Here is a 21002-nt window from a genome sequence, read left to right on the forward strand (position 1 = left end):
CCCCTCTAGGGGGGAGGTATGACCGACCCGCTCGACCTGACGACGATCCGCGAGCGGATCGCGGCCTATACCCCCGACGACGGACTGGCGGAGCACGCCGAGTGGGTCGCTGCCACGGCGCTGATCCTGCACGAGGCCGAGGAGGGCGTGCCGGAGATCCTGTTCATGGAACGGACGGAGCGCCCCGGGGACCGCTGGTCGGGGCAGATGGCGCTCCCCGGTGGGCGACGCGAACCCATCGACTCCGATCTCGACGCCACGGCACGTCGCGAGACGCTCGAGGAGGTCGGCATCGCGCTCGGGCCGGCAGTGGGCCGCCTCGACGACCTGCTCGGCCGCTCCGGAACGGCCGTGGTCGCGACCTACGTCTACGCCGTCGATCAGCGTCCCGAACTGCGCCCCGATCCGCGTGAGGTCGCCACCACGGTGTGGATCCCCGTCCCCCACCTGCTCGACGCGGCGTCGGTCGTGGACCACCGCTACATGGGGATGGGACCGTTCCCGGGGGTGCTGTTCGACCGCTACACCGTGTGGGGCCTGACGCTGCGCACCCTGCAGAACTTCTTCTCGGCGCTGCAGCTGCCACCGCCCCCGTGGAGCGCGTAACCGTCAGCCGCGGACGCGCACGACTTTGTCGACCGCCTTGCCGAAGCGGCGCTCGCGACGCTGGTACTCGCGCACCGCCTTCTCGAGCTCGAGCCGGTTGAAGTCGGGCCACAGCGTCTCGGTGAAGATCAGCTCGGCGTAGGCCGCCTGCCACAGCAGGAAGTTGCTGAGGCGTTGTTCCCCCGATGTGCGGATGAGCAGATCCACCGCAGGCATCTCGGGTTCGTACAGACGCGCCGCGAAGGCGCGATCGTCGATGCGCTTCACCTCGCCGGCAGCGTGGTCGCGGGCGAGCTGTCGGGCCGCGTCGACGAGCTCCGCGTGACCTCCGTAGTTGAACGCGACGTAGAGCGTCATGCGCGTGTTGTCGGCGGTGAGCGCCTCGGTGTCCTCCATCATCCTGACGAGCCGCTTCGGGACGGGCCGTCGGCGCCGACCGACGAACCGAACGCGCACGTCGCGGTCGTCGAGCTCGGTGGCGCGTCGCCGCAGCAACGACTCGTTGAAGTTCATCAGGAACTTCACCTCGGAGGCGGGGCGTTTCCAGTTCTCGGTGGAGAACGCGAACACGGTCAGCGCCCCGATCCCCAGCTCCAGCGCACCTTCGACCGTGTCGAACAGCGCCTCCTCCCCCGCCTCGTGCCCCGCGTTGCGCGACAGCCCGCGCTGGTTCGCCCAGCGTCCGTTGCCGTCCATGATGATCGCGACGTGGTCGGGGATGGCCTCGGGGTCCAGAGGGATGACCGAGCTCACACGCGCCTCTCGTTCGGTCACCCGAGCCTACTGCCGCCTCGCCCACCTCCCCGCCCCGCCGGTCAACCGCCCGCTATCCCGAACTTGGATACCTGGGCACGTCTGACTGCATCCAAGTATTCAAGTTCCGGGCGGAGCCGATGGTGGGTCAGCGCGGCACGAGCGGGTAGCTCTTGAGCTGACGGTCGAAGTGGTGCTCGACGTAGGCGCGCACGAACGCGGCCGCGGTCCGGCGCGCGCCGAGCTGCTCGGCTGCCGCGGGCAGCGCGGCCCACTCGTTGGACGCCAGCAACCGCACCACCTCGATGGTCGTGGCGTCGAGCGCCTTGGTCCCCGGCGGGGCGCAGTCGGCACACAGCATCCCGCCACGGGAGACGTGCAGGAACGGGTGGGGGCCGGGGGCGCGGCACTGCGAGCACGCGTCGGTGAACAGGTGGAACCCCGACGCGCTCGCGAGCCGCAGCAGGAACGCGTCGAGGAAGATCGCCGGGTACGGGGGTTGTGCAGCCAGCGCCTGCAACCCCGCGCGCAGCAGCAGGAAGACCCGGTGGTTGCGTTCACCCTCCTGGGCGACGCGGTCGACCGCCTCGGCCATGGTCGCGGCCGCCGCGGACAGGGCGTAGTCCTCTCGCACCTGTGCGAACGGCTCGATCAGTTCAGCCTGGGTGACGACGTCGAGGTTGCGGCCCTCGTACAGCTGCAGGTCGACGTGGCTGTAGGACTCGAGCCGCCCACCGAAGCGTGAACCGGGGCGCCGGACCCCCTTGGCGACCGCACGCACGATGCCGCGACCCTGCGTCAGCAGGTTCAGGATGCGGTCGGTCTCGCCCAGCTTGTAGGTCCGCAGGACGATGCCCTGATCACGGTAGACCCCCATCCTCCGAAGGTACCCCCCACCCCGCCCACCACCCGCGACCCACGCCACGACCACGACCGAGGCTGGCTGCGGCATCGCGTAGGCGGAACTTGACCTCAGAGGTACAGGATCACCTACACGGATGCGGTGGCGGGTCAGAGGAGGGGCCAGGGGAAGGGACGGGGGCCGGCGGGGTCGGGGAGGGCATCGAGCCGGATCACGGCCTCGGCACGGCGACGCAGGGCGTCGATCTCGAGGGGGTCGAGGAGCCCGGCGCGGCGCGCCCCGACCCCGTCGCCACCTCCACGCAGATCACGTGCGAGTCGGCCCGTGTCATCGACCAGGTCCGACGGCAGCGGCTCGCCGGCGAACTCCCAAGCGACCGTGCGCAGCTTGGGTTCACGGTGGAAGCACACGCCGTGGTCGACGAGCCACACGCGGCCGTCGGCATCGCGCAGGACGTGACCGCCCTTGCGGTCGGCGTTGTTGATCAGTAGATCGAACACGACCATGCGGCGGAGCTGGTCGAGGATCTGCTCGTCGCCCCGTTCGAGCAGCGCGAAGTAGTGCTCCTCGGGGTCGTGGGGTACGTGCAGCTGGATGCTGCCGGGGCCGAGCGGGCCCTCCTCGCGGATCACCGTCACCGGCACCGCGTCCCACCCCAGCGACCGGCTCACCTCGTACGCGGCGACCTCGCGCCGGTACAGCGTCCCCTCGGGGAAGTCCCACAACGGTGCCTCGCCTCGCCTGGGCTTGTACACCGCGCGGATGCCGTCGCCGAGCTCGCACAGCAGCGTGGCGTTGGAGGCCGCGACGAAACGCTCCACCGGCTCCAGTGGCCGGTGCCGGAGCAGCTCCGCGACGTCGCGGTCAGCGAGAGAGTCGACCATGGCCGTTCGTGGCGGGGCAGACGTGCCCACCTTCCTCCTCGGGGCGTCCGCACAGGTGGCAGCGAGGGCGCCCCTCGGCCACGATCTCGATCGCGTGAGCCGCGAGACGCCGCGTGAGATCGCGATCGAGCCACACGCGGACCACCTCCGGCTCCTCGTCCTCGGGTGCCAGCTCGGCCACTTCGACGATGATGCTCTGGGCCCGGTCGTCGACCGCGGTCCTGATCTCGCCCACGGTCCAGACCGGCTCGACAGGCAGGCGCAGCGCCATGGCGTCGCGGTCCCAGTCGGTCGCCGGCTCGTCGTCGAGCGTGGCGAGGAGGTCGACGAGGACGTGCGCGAGCGCATCCACCTGGAGCTTCTCGAGCTTCACCGTGACGTGGTGATCCTCGTCCTCCGCCTGGAGGTAGAAGGTGCGGTCTCCGGCTTGTCCCGTGTACCCCGCCGTCACGTGGAACGGATCGGTCAGCTCGGCGAGGATCACCGCAGGTCCCGCAGGTGACCGGTGTCGTTCAGTCCGAGCAGGCGTGTCGCGCCGGTCGGGTCGAGCTGCAACGTCGTGAGCGACGCGGGCGAGACCTCGAGCCGCTGGAGGTGATCGAGGTGCAGTCCGATGTAGTGTGCGACGACCGCCTTGATCGTGTCGGCGTGGCTGACACACACGATCGTGTCGTCGCCGTGCTCACGCACCAGCCCCTCGACCTCGTCCGCGGCGCGCTGCTGGAGATGGCGGAACGACTCACCGCCTGGGAAGCGGAAGCGGCTCGGGGCGCGCTGCACGAGGCGCCAGTCCTTCCGTCGTCGGAGCTGCGCGAGCGCACGGTTGGTCCACTCGCCGACGTCCGGCTCGATGAGGCCCTTGCGCGTTCGCACCCGCAGACCCGCGGCCCGTGCGATCGGTCGCGCCGTCTGCTGCGCCCGCTCCAACGGTGAGCTGTAAACGGCGGCAGGACCGCTCTCGATGAGCCGCTCAGCGAGGGCATCAGCCTGGCGTCGGCCGTGGTCGTTCAGATGGTGGCCCGAACTCTGCCCGTACAGACGCTTGCCGGTCGTCGCCGTCACGGCGTGACGCACGAACACGACCGTGGTCAAACCCTCACCTCCGTCCGGGGTGACCGACCCTAGTGCGAGACCGTTCAGGCCTCACCGCGCTCGATCGCCGCGACGCGGTCGCGCCCCGACGCCCCGCAGTGAGAGGCGATATCGACGCGGCCGAGCTCAACGGCGCGGGCTTGGAGGTCAGGCAGGCGCGGGTAGAGGTGGTCCCCGGGGCACGACGTGGCCGCGTGGTCGCGGTGTCCCGAGATCGTGTCGAGCGGGGCGCTGAAGGCTCCGCTGGCCCACGCCAACATCCGCGCCATGGCCTCGAGCTGCTCGTCCGTCGGGGACTCCTGGTCGAAGTTGCCCTCGGCGAGCAGCAGGTAGTGACCGGTCGGGTCGTAGTCGGTGAACGTGTCGCCGGCCGAGGACGCGGGGCGCAGGTCGTAGACGTTGCCGCGGCGGTCGACCCCGTGGTGGTAGGCGATGTCGGGCCAGCCGCTGTCCTGGTGGAAGCGCTGGTGCTGGCGGAAGCGGCTCGGCGCGTGGGCGTTGTCGCCCAGGACCGTGGCGCTGTGGTGGACGGTCAGGCGACCGATCGTGTGGTGGCGGTACTCCCCCGCCGGCGGGCGGGCCTGCCAGGCGTCCCGACACAGCACGGCGACGACGACCGGTGTCGCCGACACCGGCTCCTCGGACACCGGCTCGGGAGCAGGTGGGGAGGTCGAGATCGGAGACGGGCGGGACGGTGAGGGCGTGAGGTGGGTGGGACCGGCGGAGGTCGTCGGCCTCGCCCGACCACAGGCCGCGGCCGCGATCCCCACGGCCAGGGCCCGGAGCAGGAGACGCCGGTGCACCGGCGGCCTCAGTACGCCCGCGCGAACACGATGCGCCTGCCGTAGTCCGCGTCCTGGCCGCAGCGGATGCACGTCCCACCGCTCTCGTCCTGGCCTTCGACCGGGATGCAGCGGGGCGTGGCGGCTGTCTCGGCCTTGATGTCGTCCTCGCACTCGGTGCGGCCGCAGTGGAAGGCGTAGGCGAAGCCGGTGTCCACCTGGTCCGCGAACCGATCCCAGTCGTCGATCACCGCGGAGTGCTCGTCGCGGAACGTGCGGGCACGCTCGACGAGGTGGTCGTGGTAGACGTCGAGCAGCTTGGGGACGGTGTCGACGAGCGCGTCGAAGCCGATCTGCTGCTTGACGGCACGACCACGGTCGTCGAGTTCGCCGACGCGGTGGGCGACGAGGACGTGACCCGCCTCGAGGTCGCGCGGACCGATCTCGATCCGCAGCGGGACGCCTTTGAGCTCCCAGTCGTTGAAGCGGAAGCCAGGCGACTCGTCGCGGTCGTCGACGTGGACGCGGACACCGGCCTGCACGAGTTGGTGGGCCAGCTCGGTCGCCTTGGCCCGGACCTGTTCGCCCTCCTCGTCCCGACCGATCGGCACGATGACGGCCTGGTACGGCGCGAGGCGGGGCGGCAACACGAGTCCCTGGTCGTCACCGTGGGCCAGGATGATGGCGCCGATCATGCGTGCGGACATCCCCCAGGACGCCGTGTGGCACAGCTGCTGCTCGTTGTTCTCGTCCTGGTAGGTGATGTCGAAGGCCTGGGCGAAGTTGGTGCCGAGGTAGTGTGATGTGCCCGACTGCAGCGCCTTCCCATCGAGCATCATCCCCTCGATGGTGTAGGTGCGGACCGCGCCGGCGAAACGCTCACCGGGCGTCTTCTCCCCCTTCACCATCGGGATGGCGGCGACGTTCAGCGCGAACTCGTTGTAGACCTCCCACATCCGCAGCGTCTCGTCCATCGCGTCCGTCTCGGTCGCGTGGGCCGTGTGGCCCTCCTGCCACAGGAACTCGGTGGTGCGCAGGAAGAGCCGTGGACGAAGCTCCCACCGGACGACGTTGTTCCACAGGTTGATCAGGATGGGCAGGTCGCGGTAGCTCGAGATCCACTTGGCGTACATCTCGCCGATCACGGTCTCGGAGGTGGGCCGAACGACGAGAGGCTCCTCCAGCTCCTTGCCGCCGGCGTGCGTGACCACCGCGAGCTCCGGGCTGAACCCCTCAACGTGCTCGGCCTCGCGCTGCAGGTAGCTCTGGGGGATGAACAGCGGGAAGTAGGCGTTGACGTGCCCGGTGTCCTTGAAGCGCTGGTCGAGCTCGCTCTGCAGCAGCTCCCACACGCGGTAGCCGTAGGGCTTGATGACCATCGTGCCCTTAACGGGCCCACGGTCGGCCAGGTCGGCCTTGAGGACCAGCTCGTTGTACCAGGCGGAGACGTCCTCGCTGAGGGGCGTGACGCCGAGGTCGCTCTTCCTGTTGGCACTCATAGCGCGGCAGGCTACCCGTCGCCCGTCGACGCCCCGTGGCCACGCACGCGTCGGGGGCTACGCACCCAGGCGACGCTCCATCTCCTGCTGGTACTCCGGGAAGTAGCGGCTGATCACGGGCAGGTCGAAGCTGGCCATGATCGACTCCTTCGGCTCGCGCTCGAGCAGGAAGCGGAACGACTCCTCGACCACTTCGGCGTCGCTCACGCCGGCGACACCGACACCAGCGGGCACGATGACCCGGTGGGTGGTCGAGGAGCCCCCCTCACGGACCACGACCTCGAAGCGCGTCGGTTCGAGCTCGGTCACCTCGATCACCGCTGCGTCGGACACCTTCCACCTCCATGACTCGGCGGAGCCGAGGTTAGAGTCCGCGCGGCACGGGCGGAGGAGGACGGCCGGTGGCGCTCGAGGGCAGCCGCAAGGCGATCATCGCGGCCATGATCGCCAACGCGGGCATCGCGGTCGCCAAGTTCGTGGCGTTCCTGTTCACCGCGTCGTCGTCGATGTTGGCGGAGTCGATCCACTCGGTCGCCGATACGTCGAACCAGGGGTTGCTGCTGTTCGGCTCCAAGCGGGCGCAACGACACGCGAACGAGCTGCACCAGTTCGGCTACGGACGTGAGCGGTTCTTCTGGTCGTTCGTGGTTGCGCTGATCCTGTTCTCGCTGGGATCGCTGTTCTCGCTGTTCGAGGGCTACGAGAAGCTCACGAGCGAACACCACGAGCTGACCTCACCGATCTGGGCCATCGGTGTGCTCGTCGTCGGCATCGTGCTCGAGACCTGGTCGTTCCGCACCGCGATCGTCGCGGCGAACCACGTCAGGGAGGGCCGGCGCTGGTCGGACTTCATCCGCCACGCGCGCACGCCGGAGCTGCCTGTGGTGTTGCTCGAGGACGCCGGCGCCCTGATCGGACTGGTCCTGGCGCTGATCGGTGTCAGCCTGGCGGCGACGACCCACGACCCGGTGTGGGACGCCGTGGGGACGATCGCCATCGGTGTCCTGCTCGGGGTCATCGCCATGGTCCTCGCGGTCGAGATGAAGAGCCTGCTCATCGGCGAGTCCGCCAGCGAGGACGACGAGACGACGATCCGTCAGCACCTCCAGAGGGGCGATGCGGTCGTGCGGCTGCTGCACCTGCGCACCCAGCACATCGGGCCCGAGGAACTGCTCGTCGCGGCCAAGCTCGAGTTCCGTCATGGGCTCGACGCCGACGCACTCGCGGTGACGATCGATGGGATCGAGCGCGAGCTCCGGCGGGCGCTGCCGAAGGCGCGGATGATCTACCTCGAGCCGGCGCTCGCGACGGGTGGGCACGAGGGCGAGCCCATGAGAGACCACGCCACGGACCGGGAGCCTCAGTAGCCGAAGCGCTCCAGCCGTCGTGGGTCACGCTGCCAGTCCTTGGCCACCTTCACCCGCACGTCCAGGAATACCTTCGCTCCGAGGATGGTCTCGAGCTCCTGGCGAGCGAGCGTGTTGGACCGCGCCAGCACCGCTCCGCGCCTGCCGATGACGATCCCCTTCTGGCTGTCCCGTTCGACGAAGATGGTCGCGCTCACGTGGAGCAGATCCTCCCGCTCCGGGTCCTCATCGATGCCCTCGACGACCACGGCGATGGAGTGCGGCAGCTCGTCGTGCATCCGGACGATGAACTTCTCCCGGATGATCTCGGCCACGAGCTGACGCTCGGGCTGGTCGGACACCTGGCCCGCCGGGAACAACCGTGGCCCTTCCGGCAGGTAGGACACCAGCACGTCCGCTAGGTGTGCCACGTTGGTCCCGTCCACCGCGGACGTCGGCACGATCTCGGCCCAGCTGCCCAGGCGGGACACCTCGTCGAGGACCGGGATGAGGGGTGCCCCTCGGACCCGGTCCTCCTTGTTCACCACGGCGACGACAGGGGTGGCGACGCCGCGCAGTTGGTCCGTCAGCCACCGATCACCCGCTCCGATCCCCGCTGCGGCATCGACGAGGAAGCAGATGACGTCGACCCCGCTCCACGTGTCGCGGACGAGGTCGTTCAGGCGCTGGTTGAGCAGCGTGCGAGGCTTAGTGAAGCCGGGCGTGTCGATGAAGATGAGCTGCGCATCCGCACGGGTCACCACGCCTCTGATCGCGTTGCGGGTCGTCCCCGGCACCTCGGTGACGATCGATACCTTCGCGCCGACCATGGCGTTCAGGAGGGTGGACTTGCCGACGTTGGGTCGACCCACCAGGCACACGAACCCGGACCGGTGCCCCTCGGGAACCTCTTCGCCGCCAGCGAGGATGGCGTCGAGATCGAGCTCGATGCCCTCGGTCACGTCGAGCGGCCCTGCGACAACCGTCGCGGGCCGAACGCGTGCGGCAGCAGCTCACGGATCGTGGCGACGAGCGGCCGACCGCCATCACCCGAGGCGAAGACCGTCGCGTCGGCACCGAACTCGAAGATCACCTGGCGGCAGCCACCACACGGGGTGCACGCCGCCTCGCCATCACCGACGACCGCGACCGCAACGATCGGCGAGCGCACCCCCGCGCCTGCCATGGTCCGGATGGCGTTCGCCTCGGCACAGGCCGCCATCGGGTAGGCCGCGTTCTCCACGTTCGCCCCCTCGAACATCTGGCCGTCCTCGGTGACCACGACCGCCCCGACCCGGAAGCCCGAGTAGGGCGCGTAGGCGCGATCGCGTGCCTGGCGGGCGCGCCGGAGCAGGTCGGCCTCGTCGTACGCCACGCCCCGTGGTCGGTCAGGCTTCACGGCACTACGCCTCCACCGCCGGGATCCGCTCGTCGTCGTGCACGCGCTCGACGACGACCTTACTGACCCGCCGCCCCTGGACCCGTTCCGCGATCAGCCGCAGACCCTCGATCGTCACCCGGTCCCCGGGACGCGCCACCCGTCCGAGCGTCCCGAACAGCAGGCCCCCGACCGTGTCCCAGTCGTCGTCGGGCAGTTCGGCGTCGAACAGGTCGTTGAGGTCGTCGACCGGCAGGCGCGCGTCGACCCTCGCCCGACCGTCGTCGAGCATCTCGACCAGCGGCTCCTCGCGATCGTGCTCGTCGACGATCTCGCCGACGATCTCCTCGAGGATGTCCTCGATGGTGACCAGTCCGATGGTCGCCCCGTACTCGTCCACGACGATGGCGAGGTGGACCTTCTGCTCCTGCAGCTCCCGCAGCAGATCGTCGCCACGCTTCGTCTCGGGCACGAAGGTCGCGGGGCGCACGAGATCTCCCCACTCCCGCCCCTCCAGGTCGGAGGACAACCGCTCGAGCACGTCCTTGGCGTAGACGATGCCGACGATCTCGTCACGGTTCTCGCCCGTGACCGGGATACGCGAGTACCCGCGCCCGATGATCGTCTCGAGCACGTCCTCGAAGCTGGCGTCCTCCCCCAGCGTGACCATGTCGGGGCGGGGGACCATGATCTCGCGCGCGATGGTGTCGCCGAGCTCGAAGATCGAGTGGATCATCGCCCGTTCCTCGGGCTCGATCGGCTCGTCCTCACCGTCGTCGTCGCGGTCGTCGAGCTCGTCCTCGCCGGGGAACGGTCCCGCCACCCCGTTGCGCTCGCGCACCAGCGCACGTCCCACGACGGTCAGGGGCTCCACGAGGGGACGCAGCCCGCGCACGACGGGGTGGAACAGCCGTCCCAGCACCAGACCCGACGCCTCGAGGTGCCGGAGCGCGAGCGTCCGCGGCAACACCTCGGCCGCGACGTAGCTGGCGAGCACCATGACTGCGACGGCGATCGCGATCCCCGAGGCACCGGCGAGGTGTCGGGACAGCAGCGCGATCAGGACCGCCGCGGCCGTCACGCGCAGGGTCACGGTCAGGAACAGCACCACGTTGAGCGTGCGGCCACGGTGCTCGATGAGCCACAGCAGCCGGTCGGACCCGGGGCGCTCCTCCTCGTCGAGACGCAGGGCACGCACGACGTCGAGCTGGGAGACCACGGTCTCGAACGCGCCAACCATCGCGGTGAGCAGCAGCATGACGGTCACCGCCACCACTGCGACGATGTCGATGCCGGTCACGAGTGGACCTCGCTCTGGCCGTACTCGCTCAGGATCACGTCGGTCAGCCCGAACATCTCCCGCTCGGACTGGGGGTCTGCGTGATCCATCCCGAGCAGGTGCAGGATGCCGTGAACGGTGAGCAGACGGAGCTCATCGTGGACTGACCGTCCGTACCGTGGTCCCTGCTCGGCCGCGACATCGGGGCACAGCACCACGTCCCCGAGGATCGCCGGTCCAGCGAGCGGTGACTCCCCCGGCTCGTCCATCGGGAACGCCAGCACGTCCGTCGGTCCCGGCTTGCCCATGTGCCGCTCGTTCAGCGCCGCCATCGCACTGACGTCGACCAGCAGCAGCGACAGCTCCATGTCCTCGGGGACGCGTTGGTGACGCAGCGTGAAGCGGGCCAGCCGGCAGAGATCGTCGCTGTTCACGACGCGCTCCTGCTCGTCGGCGAGGAAGACGGCCACTAGAGATCGCTTCCCTCGACGCCCTGGCGCAGCGCTTCGTAGCGGTCGTACGCCTCGACGATGCGCTGCACGATGTGGTGGCGCACGACATCACCCGAGCCGAGGTACGCGAAGTCCACGCCGTCGATCTCGTCGAGGATCTCGGTCACGACCTTGAGGCCGCTGCGGTTGCCCCGCGGCAGGTCGATCTGGCTCACGTCCCCCGTCACGACCGCCTGTGACCCGAACCCGATGCGCGTCAGGAACATCTTCATCTGCTCAGGTGTGGTGTTCTGCGCCTCGTCCAGCACGATGAACGCGTCGTTCAGCGTGTTGTGCGTGACGAGGAAGTCCTCCGTGACGTAGAGCTGGTCGTCCGCCGCGACGCGGATGCAGACCGTCTCCTCGTCGCCCACAGGCTCGATGGAGTCGATGAACCGCATCGGCCTGCCACCTTCGATGCGCTGGTACGTCTCGAGCTTGCGTCGCGACCGGAACGGGACGATGACCGGGGGGAGTCGGATCTCCAGAACGTGCGCATCGCAAGCGAGCGTGCTGGCGACGCCGCCGAGGGAGCGCACAAGGAACACCACGTCATCCCGAAGCCCTTCATCGGTAACCACGTAGCGGACCGCAACGCCGTCACGGGTTCGCACGATGCTGCCCGGAGATGAGTCGAGCAGTCCCTGGAGAAGAGCCACGCGGGTCGTGACGTCGTTCAGCAGGTACTCCCGCGGTAACGACGCCGTACGGACCGGTGCCGACACGGTTCGCTCCGCCACCAGCAGCGCCCCGCCCGCTGGCCGAGGATCGAGCGCTGCACCCGCGGAGCCACCGCGCTCCTCATCCGTGAGCGACAGACCGAGGGCGTAGGGGTCCATCGGGGGGTCCATCGGGGGATCGCGCGGTGTGAACTCGACCGGTTGCGTGAGCGGCAGTTCGAACTGACGGTAGTGGGCCGTCCGAAGTCGACCGATCATCGCCGCGGTCTCGATGACACGGGGCTCACGACCGTACCGACGGTCGCTACGAGTCCAGACCGCCCAGAGGTGTTCCGCGCAGCAGCGGGTCGATGCCCCGTCTTGCGTCACGACCTCGAAGATCGGCTTCACGCCCTGGGGAAAGACGCCCACGACCGCCGTCGGGTGACCGTTGGCCCCGATCACGGTGTCGCCTGGACGCAGTTCGCCGATCGGGCGGAACCCATCCGGTGTCGCGACCGGTGTCGAGACTGGTTGTGCCCGACCACGCATGTAGGCGAGGGGAGCGACCTCGATGGTCCCGCGGTCGACGTGGCCGACGAGTTCGTCGGCGCCCATCATGTCGTGGAGGGCATCCCACAGCGGCTTGAGGTAGGGGTCGATCTTCTCGTGCAGCGTCCCGGGGAGGAAGCCCAGCCGCTCGCCCGCTTCGACGGCGGGGCGGGTGAGGATGAGTCGTGTCACCTGCTTCGCCCGCAGTGCCTGCACCGCAGCCGCCATCGCGAGGTAGGTCTTGCCCGTACCCGCGGGACCGATCGAGAAGGTCACGACGTTCTTGCGGATGGCGTCGAGGTAGTGCTTCTGCCCCAGGGTCTTCGGGCGGATGCTCTTGCCACGGTGGGTGAGGAAGGTCTCGGTGAGCACCTGTGACGGGCGCTCGCTCGTGTCCGCCTGCACCATCCGGATGGTCTGGTCGATCACGCTGCGGTCGAGCTGGTGACCTCGCCCGACCAGCGTCACCAGTTCGTGGAAGAGCCGCTCCAGACGCTCCACCTCGAGGGTCGGGCCGGTGATCGTGATCTCGTTGCCGCGTACGTGCACGTCCGCGTCGAAGCCGGTCTCGACCACGCGGAGCAGCTCATCCCCGCTACCGAGCAGCGCGACCATGGAGTGGTCGCCCGGGACGAGGATGGTGACCGTCGTGGGGCCTTGGTCGGCCTCGTCCTGCGGTCCGGCACCGGGAACGTCGGCCGCTCCGGTGGTTCCGGACGGGCGGGGATGGCTGGACATCAGGCGGAGCGATCTCCGATCGGGACGCCGTCGTCGTCGAGGTGACGCCGGCCGCACTCGCAGGTCCCCGCCGCCCCGCGGGCGGCCTTCATCGCCACACCGAACGTCGGCAGGGCGCGGGTGCCCGCAGGCGTCTCGAGGCGGATCTCGCCGCAGGTGGGACAGACGACGCGGTTGGGCGCGCTCTCGGTCGGTGCTGGCTGGCCGGTGGTGGCAGACTCATCCATACCCCGAGCGTACCGGTAGGGTCACGACCTCACGAGCGGGAGATGAACGTGCCCAGGGATTGCCTCTTCTGCCGCATCATCGACGGTGAGGAGATGTCGGAGATCGTGCACACCGACGACGACGTCGTGGTGATCAAGGACAAGTTCCCGCTGGCGCCTGTGCACCTGCTGGTCCTGACCCGCGAGCACATCCCGTCGGCGCACGATCTCACCGACGAGCACGACGAGCTGGTGGCCGCCTGTCTCGCAGCGGCGCGGCTCGTCGCCGAGGAACACGGCACCGCCGACGGCTACCGCATCGCCACCAACATCGGTCCGAAGGGTGGTCAGGCGATCCCCCACCTGCACTTCCACGTGCTCGGTGGCCGTCAGCTCGGCCGCATCGACGACGCGGGCGACATGTCCTAGGTCGTCGAGGTCGCGACGCCGGCCTCGACGAGCGCCTCGCTGAGCGCGGCGGGCCCCATGTCGAGCACGGCAGCGAGCGACTGCAGATCCGCGGCCCGGATCGTCAGCACGCGCCCGTTGTAGTCGCCCCGCCGGCCCTGGATCGTGGTGGCGAACCGCTCGACGATATCGATCCCTGGGACCGAGGCGTCACCCAGACGGGTGAGGTCGAGTCGGAGCCCAGCGGAGGGGCCAGCAGCCGCCCGCGGTGAGACGTTGCTGGTCTCGGGCAGCAGCTCGGAGATGGGGACGCGGTAGAAGTCCGCCAGGACCCGGAGCCGGATCACCGAGACGGCGCGCTCGCCCCGCTCGTACGCCCCGACCACGCTCGCCTTCAGCTCGCCCCTGCTGCGACGCTCGACGTCGTGCAGCGAGAGGCCCTGCTGCTGCCGCACGTTGCGCAACCGGTCGCCCAGACCGACGGCGTACTCGTCCGGAGCCTGGTCCTCATCCTCGTCAGGCACGTCGCACCCGCGCTTCCCGAGGCGACCCTGAAGGTCACCTGCTCTCTCCGCGTGGCCGCGGTACTGCTCAGGGTAACAAGACTGGGGCCGCCGTGGCGAGGGGCCGCACGTCTCCGGTCACCGTGTGTCCCGTCAGAGCCGCCCGAGGTGGGCGGCGCACACCGCAGCGGCGACGGTCGCGGCGTGTTCGGTGCGCACGACCGTGCGTCCGAAGTGGACGGACTGCAGGCCGGCCGCCCGCCACAGCGCGATCTCACGGTCGCTCCAACCGCCTTCGGGACCGATCGCGACGCACAACTCGGTCCCCGTCCACCCCAACAACGCCTCGGTGAGTGCGACCGCTGCATCCACGTGGGCGACGACGCCCGCGAGATCGGCCACGTCGGCGAGGTCGTCCACCGCAACTGGTCCCTCGATCGTGGGCAGCCAGGGACGGCGGCTCTGCCTGGCCGCGGCACGAGCGACCGAACGCCAGCGGGCTAGCGCGCGTTCGGCCTTCACCGGTTCGAGGCGCGTCACCGAGCGGTCGGCTGCCACGGCCGTCACGCGCTCGACCCCGACCTCGGTCAGGACGCGGACGACCTCGTCGAACCGCCGGCCCTTCGGAACCGCCTGCAGGACGTGGATCGCGGTCGGCTCAGCGGGAAGATCGACCGGCGCGCCTCGCACGACGGCGGCGTTCCCGACGAGCTCAGCGGCTGCGTGTCGGCCGCGGCCGTCGCTGACGACGAGCGCGGCTCCGTCGGACAGCCGCAGCACGCGCCGGAGGTGATCGCTCGTGTCGCGATCGAGCGGGGCGGTGCTGCCCACGGCCCCCACCTCGTCGACGAAGACCCAGGGGTCGGGCACGTCAGCGGAAGGCTTCGCGCAGCCGGCTGAACAGCGAGCGACCGGCGGGCGGAACCTCCTCGCCGCGTAGCTCGGCGAAGCGCTCGAGCAGCTCACGCTCCTCCTGCGTTAACCGACGCGGAACGTCGACCTGGAGCCGGACGTACAGATCACCTGGTGCTCCCCCGCCACGCGCAGGCAGCCCGGCGCCCCGCAGCACCAGCTGTTCGCCTGGCTGCGAGCCCTCTGGGATCACGAGGTGACGTGCCTCACCGGTCAGCGCCGGGATGTCGACCTCGGCACCGAGCGCCGCGTGGACGAACGGCACGGAGACATCGCACCACAGGTCACGCCCGTCACGCTCGAACACGTCGTGGGGCTCGACGTGGACCTCCACGTACAGGTCACCAGGCGGTGCGCCCCGCGGTCCCGCCTCACCAGCGCCGTTGATGCGCAGACGGTCGCCGTCGGTCACGCCCGCCGGGACATCGATGGTGACCGTGCGCTTGCGTTGCCGGCGTCCCTCGCCGAGGCAGGCGTCGCAGGGGTCGCTGACGGTCTGGCCGGTCCCGCTGCAGGTCGAGCACGTGGTCGCGGAGGCGAGCTGGCCGAAGGCCGTCCGGACGAGGCGCTGGACCTGGCCCGACCCGCCGCACGTGGCGCACGTGGTGGGCGCGGCGGAGGTCGAGGAGCCGGTGCCGCCGCAGCGGTCGCACACGGTGGCCACGTCGACCTCGACGGGGCGCCGAACGCCGGTCGCGACCTCCTCGAGGGTCAGCCGCGTACGGACCAGCACGTCCCGGCCCGGCTGGTGCGACGCCGACCGACGGCGGGTGGTCCCGCTGAACCCGCCGAAGAAGGCGTCGATGACATCCCCGATGCCACCGAAGCCAGCCCCGAAGTCGAAGGGGTCCGCCCCAGCCCGGGCCCCACCCTCGTCGCCGAACCGGTCGTAGCGCGCACGGCGATCCGGGTCGGACAGCACGTGGTAGGCGTGCTGGACCTCCTTGAACGCCTCCTCGTCGCCACCGGTGTCAGGGTGCAGCTCCCGAGCCTTGCGGCGGTAGGCGCGTTTGATCTCGTCCGGGGTCGCGTTGGGAGACACCCCGAGGATGGCGTACAGGTCGGCCACGCTTAGTGCTCCCTCACGGAACGGCGGTGACGTTCGCGACCACTTACCCCTCGCTCAGGTGCTGGAGGGTGGCCTGGAGCTGGTCCGCGACCAGCTTCACCGTGGCGAGCACGCCCGTGTAATCCATGCGGGTAGGACCAAGGACCCCGAGGCTCCCCGCCGACACCACGCGGTAGCCCTGGGCGACCAAGGTGGTGGTCTGCAGGCCCTCGACGTCGTGCTCCTCGCCGATGCGGACGATCGGCTGCTCCACCTGCGCCGATTCGGCGAGCAGGCGTGCGAGCGTGACACGCTCCTCGAGCAGTTCGAGCACACGCGACAGGTCCTGCCTGGTCAGGCCCTCGCGGTCGGCCAGCGACGCCGCGCCGCCCACGAAGACGTGGTCGGTGCTGGGTTCCTCGAGACCAGCGCTCGCCTCCGATACGGCGTGAAGCAACGCGCGCAGCTCGTGGGGCGCGTCGGTCGCCACACGGTTGACCACGTTGGTCAGTGTGGCCACGCGCTCGCCGCGAACGGACTCGTTGAGCACCTGGCCCGCCCGTTCGACGTCGGCTTCCGTCACGGGCTTGGCCAACTCGATGAGTCGCTTCTCGACGCGTCCCGTATCGGTCACGGCGATCAGGAGCACCGCGTGCGGAGCGAGGCTGACCAGTTCGAACAGCTTCAGGTGCGAGCTCGCGACGGTCGGGGCGATGACGAGCGAGACCAGACGGGTCAGCTGGCTCAGCACGTGCGTCGCACGCAGGAGCACGTCCTCGGTGCCGCCCGAGCCCTCGAGGCTGGCAGCGATGGCCTCGCGCTTGGCCTCGTCGACGGTGCCGGCGTCGACGTGGTCGACGAAGTAGCGGTATCCGCGGTCGGTAGGGACGCGGCCCGCGGAGGTGTGGGGCTGGTGGATGTAGCCCATCTCCTCGAGCGCCGCCATGTCGTTGCGCACGGTCGCTGCGGAGACGCCGAGCGAGGCGACGGCGACGACCTGCTTGGAGCCGACGGGCTCACCCGTCGCCACGTACTCGGAGACGATGGCACGCAGGATGTGCCACTTGCGCTCGTCGAGGGCGGGGTCGGCGTCGAGCCGTTCGGTCGCGTCGGTCACGCAGCGATCACCTCCTGGAGCCTGATGGTACCCAGCTAGCACTCGCCGCCTGGGGGTGCCAGCCGCGAGCGACCTGCTACGCCACCAACCGCCCAACCGTCTCGTCGAGGAGGTACCAGCCGTCATCGGTGGCTTGGAAGCGGCCGCACGTGAGCAGCAGCAGGCCAGCGTCCGCGGCGTCCTGTACGGAGGCCGGGTCGAGCGGCGGGACGTCGTGGGGGTGCAGGCCCTCCCTCAGCCGCAGGCCGAGCATCAGTCGCTCCGCGGAGCGTTCGTCCGTGCCGAGGTGCTCGTCACCGGCGATCGGTACGGCACCAGCCTCGGCGGCATCCAGCCAACGGTCGACCGAGCGGTGGTGCCACCAGCGGTAGCCATCGAGGTGACCGTGCGCCCCGACCCCGAACGCGAGGTAGTCGCCGTGGCGCCAATACAGGAGGTTGTGGCGCGACCGCTGCCTCGGCCCACGCGCCCAGTTGGAGATCTCGTAGTGGTCGAACGCCGCCGCGTCCAGCACCTCGCGTGCGAGCTCCCAGCGACCGCGCTGGACGTCGTCGTCCGGCGCCGGCAGGGACCCCTCCGCGACGGCGCGCCCCATCGGGGTGTTGGAGTGGACGGTGAGGGCGTAGGCGGAGATGTGCTCGGGTACGAGCGCGAGCGCGTCCTCCAGCGTGCGCTGCCAATCGGCCTCGGTCTCGCCGGGTGTGCCGTAGATGAGGTCGAGGCTGACGCGGTCGATCCCCGCGTCCCGCGCCAGGCGCACGGCGCGGGCGGCGCCATCGGCGTGATGACGACGTTCCAGCGTCGCCAGCACGTGCGGGGCGGTGGACTGCACGCCCAGGCTCACACGCTCGACCCCGACCTCCACCAGCGCCCCGAACATCTCCTCGCTGGCAGTCTCGGGGTTGCACTCGACCGTCACCTCCGCGTCGGGGGCGACGTCGAACTCCGACCTCAGCGTCGCCACGATCGTGGCGAGCTCACCCGGTGGGAGCAGCGTCGGCGTGCCACCTCCGATGAACACGCTCGTGACCTGCCGGTCGGTGTGTCGCGGGGCGTTGACGCGGATGCGGCGGAGCAGCGCCCGGACGTACCGCGTCATGAGTTCGCTCCGCCGAGATGACGCTCCGCCGACCTCGCGCACGGCGAAGTCGCAGTAGCCGCAGCGGTGCGAGCAGAACGGGACGTGGACGTAGATGCCGAAGCCGGCGGCGCGTCCGGACTCGACGGGGTCGTCGAGCCAGCGCATCCGTGTTGTGCTACCGCTTCGCTGCTTGAGCATTCGTGTGCCAGCTCCGGGATCCGCGATCACGATGGCGTCTCACGGCCGCCTGACCCGACCTTGAGGGCGGAGATGAAGGCCTCCTGGGGGACCTGCACCGACCCCAGCGCCTTCATCTTCTTCTTGCCCTCCTTCTGCTTCTCGAGCAGCTTGCGCTTGCGGCTGACGTCACCGCCGTAGCACTTGGCGAGCACGTCCTTGCGCTTCGCCTTGATCGTCTCGCGCGCGATGATCCGGGCCCCGATCGCGGCCTGCACCGGGATGTCGAACAGCTGCCGCGGGATCAACTCCTTGAGCCGGGCGACCATCGCCCGCCCGTACTCGTAGGCGTTGTCGCGGTGCACGATGGAGCTGAACGCGTCCACCGGCTCGCCGTTGAGGAGGACATCGACCTTCACGAGGTCGGCCGCGGCGTAGTCGCCGCGCTCGTAGTCCAGCGAGGCGTAGCCACGCGTCTTGCTCTTCAGCTGGTCGAAGAAGTCGGTGATGATCTCGGCCAGCGGGAGGTGGTAGCGCAGCTCGACCCGCTCCTCGGTCAGGTAGTCCATCGCGAGCATCTCGCCCCGACGAGCCTCACACAGCTGCATGACCGCCCCCACGTACTCCGACGGCGTGAGGATCATCGCGCGGACCGTCGGCTCCAGGATCTCAGCGATGCGGTTGGGCTCGGGGAGATCCTGGGGGTTGCTGACCTCGAGCTCGCCGATGTCGTCCTCGCCGGGCTCCTCGAGCACGACGCGGTAGCGGACCGACGGGGCGGTCGTGACGAGGGGGATGTCGAACTCGCGGTCGAGCCGCTCCTGGATGATCTCGAGGTGCAGCAGGCCGAGGAACCCACACCGGAACCCGAAACCCAGCGCCACCGACGTCTCCGGCTCGAACGTGAACGACGAATCGTTGAGCTGCAGCTTCTCGAGCGCGTCACGCAGGATCGGGAAGTCGTCGGAGTCGATCGGGTACAGGCCGCTGTAGACCATCGGGAGCGGCTCGCGGTAGCCGGGCAGTGCGACGCTCGCGCGCTGCGTCTTGGCGGCGAGCGTGATCGTGTCACCGACCTTGGCCTGCGCCACCTCCTTGATCGACGCCGCCAGGTAGCCCACCTCACCAGGGCCGAGCTCGTCGACCATCACGGGCTCGGGCGACAGGACGCGGAGCTCGTCCACCTCCGACTCGAACCCCGTCGCCATCAGGCGGATACGGGCGCCCCGCCGGAGCCGGCCGTTCTTGACCCGGAAGTACACGAGCACCCCGAGGTAGGGGTCGTACACCGAGTCGAAGACGAGGGCCTGGAGCGGGGCGTCGCCATCCCCTTCCGGGGACGGCACGACGGCGACGACGCGGTCCAGCACGTCACGCACACCTTCGCCGGTCTTGGCCGAGATGCGCAGCACGTCGTCGACCTCGCCTCCGAGGATCCCGACGATCTCCTTGGCGACCTCGTCGGGGCGGGCGGCGGGCAGGTCGAGCTTGTTCAGGACGGGGATGATCTCGAGACCCGCGTCGACCGCGAGGTAGAGGTTCGCGATCGTCTGCGCCTCCATGCCCTGCGCAGCATCGACCAGGAGGACCGCGCCCTCGCAGGCGTTGAGAGCCCGGGACACCTCGTAGCTGAAATCGACGTGACCGGGCGTGTCGATCAGGTTGAGCAGGTACTCGGTACCGCCGTAGCGGTAGGGCATGCGGACGGTCTGCGCCTTGATGGTGATGCCGCGCTCGCGCTCGATGTCCATGCGGTCGAGGTACTGGTCGCGCATCTTGCGCGGGTCGACCAGATCGGTTACCTGCAGCATGCGGTCGGCCAGCGTCGACTTGCCGTGGTCGATGTGGGCCACGATGCAGAAGTCGCGGATGCGTTCGAGCGGGTACGTCACGGCTGCGGGGACCCTCGCGCGGAAGGGAGCGTGGCCGACGAGCGTACCGGCGTGCATCCGCTCCCCGCCCCGGAGGTGGCGCGCCGGGGTGCTTGCGGTACCCTTCGCAGCCGCATCTCCCACTTCTCCTCAGTTCCGCGAAAGTTCCACCGTGGCCAACATCAAGTCGCAGATGAAGCGCAACCGCCAGAACATCACGCGCCAGGAGCGCAACAAGGCGGTGCGCTCGAAGGTCAAGACCTACGTGCGTCGCTTCAACGCAGCGGTCGACGACGGCGACCGCGAGGCGGCCGAGTCCGCCTACCGCGAGGCCGCCAAGGAGCTCGACAAGGCCGCGACCAAGGGCGTGATCCACAAGAACAACGCCGCCCACAAGAAGTCCAAGCTCGCCAAGCGCCTCGCCAAGATCGGCGCCTGAGCCGAGGTTGAAGAGTTGGGTACGTCCAGACGTACCCAACGCTTCAGGCTCGCGGCGGGCGGGGCGTGGATGGGGGGGCGCGGGCGGGGTCAGCGGCGGCGGACGGGTTGGACCTGGTCGACGTCGAAGTCCTCGATGGTGCGGGTGAGGTCCACGGTCAGCTGCGACCACGGCTCGGGCGGGGCGGGTGGCGTGGCGGCGGGGCGGTAGCGCACGGTCCAGGTCTGGGTGACCACCACGTCGTAGACGCCGGTGTGGGTGTAGACGTGGCTGAGGGTGCCGTGAGGCCACGGGGCGCCGACGTCGTCGACCGGACCGG

25 protein-coding genes are annotated in these 21002 nt (G+C 69.8%); 4 read left to right on the top strand and 21 right to left on the bottom strand.

Annotation, left to right across the window (positions count from 1 at the left end):
- Nucleotides 1-18 precede the first annotated feature (18 nt).
- Complete coding sequence (locus KY469_20035; protein ID MBW3665390.1) at nt 19-606, top strand: CoA pyrophosphatase; 588 nt, start codon at nt 19-21, stop codon at nt 604-606.
- 3 nt (nt 607-609) lie between these two features.
- On the opposite strand, the gene uppS is transcribed toward KY469_20035, so the two are convergent.
- The 8 genes from uppS to KY469_20075 all read right to left on the bottom strand — a co-directional run bounded on the left by uppS (nt 610) and on the right by KY469_20075 (nt 6796).
- The gene (gene uppS / locus KY469_20040) at nt 610-1302 is read right to left on the bottom strand and encodes a di-trans,poly-cis-decaprenylcistransferase (GenBank protein MBW3665391.1); all 693 of its coding nucleotides are present in this window, start codon (nt 1300-1302) and stop codon (nt 610-612) included.
- 205 nt (nt 1303-1507) lie between these two features.
- Nucleotides 1508-2236, bottom strand: a complete 729-nt coding sequence (gene recO / locus KY469_20045) for a DNA repair protein RecO (GenBank protein ID MBW3665392.1) — start codon at nt 2234-2236, stop codon at nt 1508-1510.
- A gap of 134 nt (nt 2237-2370) precedes the next feature.
- Nucleotides 2371-3105 carry an SCO1664 family protein gene (locus KY469_20050; GenBank protein MBW3665393.1) on the bottom strand — a complete coding sequence of 245 codons (735 nt, stop codon included), beginning with the start codon at nt 3103-3105 and terminating at the stop codon, nt 2371-2373.
- Nucleotides 3086-3589, bottom strand: coding sequence for a DUF3090 domain-containing protein (locus KY469_20055; protein ID MBW3665394.1), 504 nt, complete (start codon nt 3587-3589; stop codon nt 3086-3088). The genes KY469_20050 and KY469_20055 overlap by 20 nt, the downstream gene beginning before the upstream one ends.
- On the bottom strand, nt 3586-4197 hold the full coding sequence (locus KY469_20060; protein ID MBW3665395.1) for a histidine phosphatase family protein: 612 nt from the start codon (nt 4195-4197) through the stop codon (nt 3586-3588). The genes KY469_20055 and KY469_20060 overlap by 4 nt, the downstream gene beginning before the upstream one ends.
- 44 nt (nt 4198-4241) lie before the next feature.
- Nucleotides 4242-5000, bottom strand: a complete 759-nt coding sequence (locus KY469_20065) for a peptidoglycan recognition protein family protein (GenBank protein MBW3665396.1) — start codon at nt 4998-5000, stop codon at nt 4242-4244.
- A gap of 8 nt (nt 5001-5008) precedes the next feature.
- Nucleotides 5009-6478, bottom strand: a complete 1470-nt coding sequence (gene proS / locus KY469_20070; GenBank protein ID MBW3665397.1) for a proline--tRNA ligase — start codon at nt 6476-6478, stop codon at nt 5009-5011.
- Nucleotides 6479-6535: 57 nt separating this feature from the next.
- Nucleotides 6536-6796, bottom strand: coding sequence for a hypothetical protein (locus KY469_20075; protein ID MBW3665398.1), 261 nt, complete (start codon nt 6794-6796; stop codon nt 6536-6538).
- An 83-nt stretch (nt 6797-6879) separates the two neighbouring features.
- Between KY469_20075 and KY469_20080 the strand changes: the two genes are divergently transcribed.
- Nucleotides 6880-7845, top strand: a complete 966-nt coding sequence (locus KY469_20080) for a cation diffusion facilitator family transporter (GenBank protein ID MBW3665399.1) — start codon at nt 6880-6882, stop codon at nt 7843-7845.
- Here the strand turns inward: KY469_20080 and era are convergent.
- From era to KY469_20110, 6 genes are all read right to left on the bottom strand, one after another.
- Nucleotides 7839-8753, bottom strand: a complete 915-nt coding sequence (gene era / locus KY469_20085; protein MBW3665400.1) for a GTPase Era — start codon at nt 8751-8753, stop codon at nt 7839-7841. The genes KY469_20080 and era overlap by 7 nt on opposite strands.
- Before the next feature lie 29 nt (nt 8754-8782).
- Complete coding sequence (gene cdd / locus KY469_20090) at nt 8783-9199, bottom strand: cytidine deaminase (protein ID MBW3665401.1); 417 nt, start codon at nt 9197-9199, stop codon at nt 8783-8785.
- Nucleotides 9200-9227: 28 nt separating this feature from the next.
- Nucleotides 9228-10502 (bottom strand): hemolysin family protein, encoded by a 1275-nt coding sequence (locus tag KY469_20095; protein MBW3665402.1) that lies wholly within the window; start codon nt 10500-10502, stop codon nt 9228-9230.
- Nucleotides 10499-10951, bottom strand: a complete 453-nt coding sequence (gene ybeY / locus KY469_20100; GenBank protein ID MBW3665403.1) for an rRNA maturation RNase YbeY — start codon at nt 10949-10951, stop codon at nt 10499-10501. Before ybeY ends, KY469_20095 begins: the two co-directional genes overlap by 4 nt.
- Nucleotides 10951-12798 carry a PhoH family protein gene (locus tag KY469_20105; protein ID MBW3665404.1) on the bottom strand — a complete coding sequence of 616 codons (1848 nt, stop codon included), beginning with the start codon at nt 12796-12798 and terminating at the stop codon, nt 10951-10953. Before KY469_20105 ends, ybeY begins: the two co-directional genes overlap by 1 nt.
- A 122-nt stretch (nt 12799-12920) precedes the next feature.
- Entirely contained in the window at nt 12921-13148 is a 228-nt protein-coding gene (locus tag KY469_20110; protein ID MBW3665405.1) for a hypothetical protein, read from the bottom strand.
- A gap of 42 nt (nt 13149-13190) precedes the next feature.
- On the opposite strand from KY469_20110, the gene KY469_20115 reads away from it, so the two are divergent.
- Nucleotides 13191-13556, top strand: coding sequence for an HIT domain-containing protein (locus KY469_20115; protein MBW3665406.1), 366 nt, complete (start codon nt 13191-13193; stop codon nt 13554-13556).
- Here the strand turns inward: KY469_20115 and KY469_20120 are convergent.
- The 6 genes from KY469_20120 to lepA form a co-directional block, all read right to left on the bottom strand.
- The gene (locus KY469_20120) at nt 13553-14059 is read right to left on the bottom strand and encodes a transcriptional regulator (GenBank protein ID MBW3665407.1); all 507 of its coding nucleotides are present in this window, start codon (nt 14057-14059) and stop codon (nt 13553-13555) included. The two genes, KY469_20115 and KY469_20120, sit on opposite strands and share 4 nt — an antisense overlap.
- Before the next feature lie 132 nt (nt 14060-14191).
- Nucleotides 14192-14869 carry a 16S rRNA (uracil(1498)-N(3))-methyltransferase gene (locus tag KY469_20125; GenBank protein ID MBW3665408.1) on the bottom strand — a complete coding sequence of 226 codons (678 nt, stop codon included), beginning with the start codon at nt 14867-14869 and terminating at the stop codon, nt 14192-14194.
- A gap of 40 nt (nt 14870-14909) precedes the next feature.
- Nucleotides 14910-16019 carry a J domain-containing protein gene (locus tag KY469_20130; protein MBW3665409.1) on the bottom strand — a complete coding sequence of 370 codons (1110 nt, stop codon included), beginning with the start codon at nt 16017-16019 and terminating at the stop codon, nt 14910-14912.
- A gap of 43 nt (nt 16020-16062) precedes the next feature.
- Nucleotides 16063-17115, bottom strand: a complete 1053-nt coding sequence (gene hrcA, locus KY469_20135; protein ID MBW3665410.1) for a heat-inducible transcriptional repressor HrcA — start codon at nt 17113-17115, stop codon at nt 16063-16065.
- A gap of 76 nt (nt 17116-17191) precedes the next feature.
- Nucleotides 17192-18361 carry a radical SAM family heme chaperone HemW gene (hemW, locus tag KY469_20140; protein MBW3665411.1) on the bottom strand — a complete coding sequence of 390 codons (1170 nt, stop codon included), beginning with the start codon at nt 18359-18361 and terminating at the stop codon, nt 17192-17194.
- 59 nt (nt 18362-18420) lie between these two features.
- Nucleotides 18421-20322 (bottom strand): translation elongation factor 4, encoded by a 1902-nt coding sequence (gene lepA, locus KY469_20145; GenBank protein ID MBW3665412.1) that lies wholly within the window; start codon nt 20320-20322, stop codon nt 18421-18423.
- Nucleotides 20323-20416: 94 nt separating this feature from the next.
- Between lepA and rpsT the strand changes: the two genes are divergently transcribed.
- On the top strand, nt 20417-20683 hold the full coding sequence (gene rpsT, locus KY469_20150) for a 30S ribosomal protein S20 (protein MBW3665413.1): 267 nt from the start codon (nt 20417-20419) through the stop codon (nt 20681-20683).
- Nucleotides 20684-20772: 89 nt separating this feature from the next.
- Here the strand turns inward: rpsT and KY469_20155 are convergent.
- The coding region (locus KY469_20155; protein ID MBW3665414.1) for a hypothetical protein at nt 20773-21002 on the bottom strand (230 nt) is incomplete at its 5' end.

The organism is Actinomycetota bacterium (assembly GCA_019347575.1).
Classification (GTDB): Bacteria; Actinomycetota; Nitriliruptoria; order Nitriliruptorales; family Nitriliruptoraceae; genus JAHWKY01.